The sequence below is a fragment of the Caldisericum sp. genome (assembly GCA_022759145.1).
In the GTDB taxonomy this organism is placed as follows: domain Bacteria; phylum Caldisericota; class Caldisericia; order Caldisericales; family Caldisericaceae; genus Caldisericum.
The window spans coordinates 1-4,084 of the sequence record JAEMPV010000140.1; the positions used below are offsets into that span (position 1 = coordinate 1).

The following is a 4,084-nucleotide window of genomic DNA, read 5'->3' on the forward strand; positions in this document are numbered from 1 at the left end:
TCAGATAACAATAGTTTAAACGGAACTTATGTAAATGGAAAGCAAATAAAGGACAAAGTAGAGTTACATTCCGGGGATGTGTTGCAAATTGGAAGATCAATTATCAGAATTTTAATAAAAGGAGGGCGCTATGAATAAGTTAAAGGTTTTTGTCTTTTCAACTTCACAGGATGGTCTCCAAAGAATCGTAAATCAAGTTGCAGACTTTCCTGACTTTGACCTTGTGGGAAGCAGTTCCTCTGAAGATGAAACCATAAAAAGGGTCTCATTCTTAAAGCCTGCCATTTTGTTTGTAGATTTCGAAGAAATTCCAGAAATTGAAGAAATCTCAAGAGTCATTAAGAAATCACATGAACAAAGTCCTGGAACATTTATTGTCGTCTTATTAAAGCGTGGCATGACATATAATATGAGAATGCTTTACCAGGAAGGCGCTAACGACTTTGTTTACAAGCCAATGGACGAGCAATCCCTAACAACTGTTGAAAAAAACTACAATAGATATGAAGCGGTTTCTCCAAAGAATATAATAAAAGAGAAAAGGATATCAAAAGTTATCTCATTCTTTTCACCAAAAGGAGGCACAGGAAAAAGTTTTATTGCAATAAATGTTGCAATTGGGCTTGCAAATTTGCTTAACAAAAAGGTACTTTATGTAGATGCCTCTTTCCCTTTCTCAGATGTCCCGATACTACTTGATCTGTCTTATTCAAACAAAAACCTCTACGACCTTGTTCTTCTTCTCGGGGAAGGTGCACGAGAAAACATAGATGATTACATATTTCATATTGAGTCAGTAAATTTACATTGCTTGCTTCCACCAAAGACTTTACAGGAGGCTTCCTATGTATTTTCCCATTCAGCAGAATTTGCTAAAACAATAGAGTATGTCAAAGATTATTTTGACTATACTATAATTGATACACCTCCAAGGTATTACGATACACTTAGAGAGATTGTTGAGATAAGTAACCAGGTTTTCGCTGTTGTCACATCAGAAGCAAATTCAATAATACTTTTAAAACAGTTCAGGGAAGAGATTATGAAACAGGGCGTTCCTTTTGATGCTAAAGTTATTATGAACAAGAGGAATAAAAAGGCTCTTTCAGTAATAGGGAGCGATTTAAGGGCAATCCTTCCGGAGGGCACATTTGCAACCGTAGAAGATGATCCCACACAGGTTGCCTTGAGTTATAACAATGGTATACCTGTAATTGTATCTCATACAAAGAGCAAACTGAGAGATGATCTTGTAAGCCTTGTAAAGGCGATTGCGCAGGTGGTCGAAAATGGATGAAAACAACAAGCGGGTCTCTATTGGAGGCTTTAAATTAAAATCGGAACAAAAAGAAGTTGAATTAGACAGATTTAATGAAATCGCAGAAAACTTAAGAAAGAAACTCTTCGACTATTACTCGCCATCTGAGATCCTAATGGACCTCAACAAAAAAGGACGTGAATATGTATATGCAATGTGCGCTGAAAAAATCTCAAAAATAATTAAAAATGGTGAGGTAGACCTTAAGGACATTCCCCAAAGCAAACTTATCGAGTCAATTGTAAGCGAAATAACGGGCTTTGGTCCTCTTGAAAAACTTTTGTACGACAACAAGATAACAGAAATAATGATCAATGGTCCAAAAAAGGTCTTCGTTGAAAAAGAGGGAAATATTATCCCAACAGACATTACTTTCGAAAACGAAGAGCAGCTTAAAAGGCTCATTGATAAAATAGTTCAGCCGCTTGGTAGAAGAATAGACGAAAGCAGTCCCCTGGTCGACGCAAGATTGCCTGATGGCTCAAGAGTGAATGTTATTATTCCTCCTATCTCAGAATATCCTGTTGTTACAATTAGAAAATTCCGAAAAGACATCCTTTCAAGAGAAGACCTTATAAAACTTGGAAGCATCGACGATAAAATCGCAGACATCATAAACCTCCTCATAAAAAGCAGACTTAATATAATTGTATCTGGCGGAACAGGAACAGGTAAAACAACCTTTCTAAACTTTATGTCCGGGATGATACCCTCTAATGAAAGAATAATTACAATAGAAGACTCAAGAGAGCTCCAACTCAACCAGGCGCATGTAGTTTCTTTGGAGGCAAGACCCCCCAATATCGAGGGAAAAGGAGAGATTGCAATAAGAGACCTTGTAAGAAACGCATTGAGAATGAGGCCAGACAGGATAATCGTAGGCGAAGTAAGAGGAGCAGAGGCATTTGATATGCTTCAGGCTATGAATACGGGCCATGATGGTTCTATGTCAACGATCCACGCAAACTCACCAGAGGATGTTATTTCAAGGCTTATATCAATGGTTCTTATGACTGGCGCAAAACTCACAGAAAAGGCAATTGCCTCGATGATTTTAGGTGGGATTGATATCATTATCCACCTTTTCAGATTTGAGGATGGCTCAAGAAAGGTTGGTATGATTGGTGAGTTCGTTCCAGACTCTCACTCTGAACTTGGAATAAAATTTGTCCCCTTTATTGAATTTGAAAGGACTGGGACTGACGAAAAAGGCAAAGTCAAAGGGAAATTTAAATTTGTTATTTCTCATGGGAATTTGAGGTGCGCAAAAAAGATGGAACTTCATGGTATTAACTTCAATGATTATATTAAGGAGGCAACAAAAGATGAGAAAGCGTAAATTTAAGGATTTTATCGAACAAGGGAAAACCGTAAAAAAAGCGTTGCCTTACGGAGAAGAGACAGGAAAGGATTTCATCTCTAAAATATCATTAAGTCTGAGAGAGTCGGGATACAATATTGGGAAGGGAACAGTCCTTATTGTTTTCATAGCATATCTTCTGATATTCTTTTTATTTGGATACAATTCTCTTGGTCCTATGTTTTTTAACATACAAAAAGGAGTTACAGTCGAGGACATAGTAACCAATCCTGAGTTAAGCTGGGTAAAGGAAAATTTAATTAGCGCAGGTATTAAATCAACAAATGTCGTAGGTTCATTTACTTACAGCCTCAACAAAAATGAAGAGCTGGAAAAGTACTTTAAGAATAACAGCGTAGAAAAGAACATTGACAACATTAAGAAAATTGTCCAGGAAAGTGCTTACCAGTCTATTGAAAAAACTCTCGGATTAAAAAGGGATAGCATACCTCCATTTGACCTGGATGTTCTTTCAATTTACAGAAGTATAGATTCAAAAAAAACCGATAAAAAAGCCTCTTTTATAAGCACTGTTTCCGCACAATTTAAGGAATATATTTCCCTATCACCTTTCGATAAGATCCTCGTAGAAAAGGCAAACACAATGAAGCAACTTTTTCTTTTCAAGTTATCGTTTGGGCTCATAATGGTATTTCAAGGATACCTTATATTCCTTGCCTTCATAAGGAAGCCACTTGAAGAGATGTCTTTAAATAGGTTAAAATTGCAAATTCCAACATGGCTACAGATAATGACAAATTCAATTCAGGCAGGCAACTCTCTTTCACAGGCGCTTCAATTCTCAAGAGAAAGGATAAGGTCTGCCCCTCTTTCTTATATCCTCGATGAAGTTACAGCACGCTATGAAACATATAAAAACCTTGAGCAAGCGTTGACTCCTTTCAATAAATGGATAGAAAAAATTCCAGAACTTAAAAATGTAGTTTCGTCTCTTGTTATCCAGGAGCAAAAAGGAGGAAATCTCATACCTGTTCTTTACGCCCTTACTAATCTTTTCAACAAAAAAACGCTCGTCCTTCAAAAAATCGAATCAATCGCATCAGAAGCAACAGGGCAACTAAAAATTATCTTTATAATGTTTTTTGGCATAATACTTATGTCTGAATTATTTATGAAATCTTTCAGAAGTCCTCTTTCTCCTGCATATATGTTCTTCTCAAGAGGTGGAAACCTGCCTGGATTTTTGTATATGACTTTTATGCATTTACTGATACTTTTCCTGTCGTTTGTCCTATATAAGGCTGGTGAAGTAGTAGTGCAAAATGAAATGAAATTCTAAGATGAAGGGAAGAGAAAAATGAGCAACAATACCCCACAAAAAATTGATAAGTATGAGATCATAGAGGAGATAGGCAGAGGTCGAATGGCTATTGTCTATAAGGGAT

4 protein-coding genes are annotated in these 4,084 nt (G+C 36.6%); all 4 read left to right on the top strand.

The features are described 5' to 3' along the window. The coding region (locus JHC30_07655) for an FHA domain-containing protein (GenBank protein ID MCI4464023.1) at positions 1-138 on the top strand (138 nt) is incomplete at its 5' end. Next, positions 131-1,297, top strand: a complete 1,167-nt coding sequence (locus JHC30_07660; GenBank protein MCI4464024.1) for an AAA family ATPase — start codon at positions 131-133, stop codon at positions 1,295-1,297. The genes JHC30_07655 and JHC30_07660, both read left to right, overlap by 8 nt. Further along, positions 1,290-2,657: a CpaF family protein gene (locus JHC30_07665; GenBank protein ID MCI4464025.1), complete on the top strand. Its 1,368-nt coding sequence runs from the start codon at positions 1,290-1,292 to the stop codon at positions 2,655-2,657. Before JHC30_07660 ends, JHC30_07665 begins: the two co-directional genes overlap by 8 nt. After that, complete coding sequence (locus JHC30_07670) at positions 2,644-3,978, top strand: type II secretion system F family protein (protein ID MCI4464026.1); 1,335 nt, start codon at positions 2,644-2,646, stop codon at positions 3,976-3,978. The genes JHC30_07665 and JHC30_07670 overlap by 14 nt, the downstream gene beginning before the upstream one ends. Positions 3,979-4,084: the final 106 nt, after the last annotated feature.